This window comes from Paraburkholderia sp. SIMBA_053 (assembly GCF_046534895.1).
GTDB classification, from domain to species: Bacteria; Pseudomonadota; Gammaproteobacteria; order Burkholderiales; family Burkholderiaceae; genus Paraburkholderia; species Paraburkholderia caledonica.
Genome location: NZ_JAWRXU010001650.1, coordinates 1 through 238, shown reverse-complemented (window position 1 = coordinate 238; position 238 = coordinate 1). Strand labels below are relative to the sequence as shown.

Here is a 238-nt window from a genome sequence, read left to right as displayed (position 1 = left end):
AACCAGACCGCCTGGCCCTCGCCCGGCCGGCGCCACAGCACCGGTGCATACAGTCGCGAGCGCGGCAGGAACACCTGGCCCATGAAGAAGGCATGGCTCAGCAGCATGGCCGCCAGGCCAGCAGGCCAGCCCCAGCGCCACCACAACGCGACCACCAGCAGTTGCGAGGCGGCCAGCCACCAGGCCCAGGCATGGCGCGGCGCGGCGCCGCGATACAGTGTTTCCGACGCAGTCATGC

General features: G+C 71.0%; 1 protein-coding gene. It reads right to left on the bottom strand.

The genetic code is table 11. The features are described 5' to 3' along the window. Positions 1–238 (bottom strand): hypothetical protein (locus SB753_RS41160; RefSeq protein ID WP_410805694.1); only part of this gene is annotated, 238 nt, incomplete at both ends.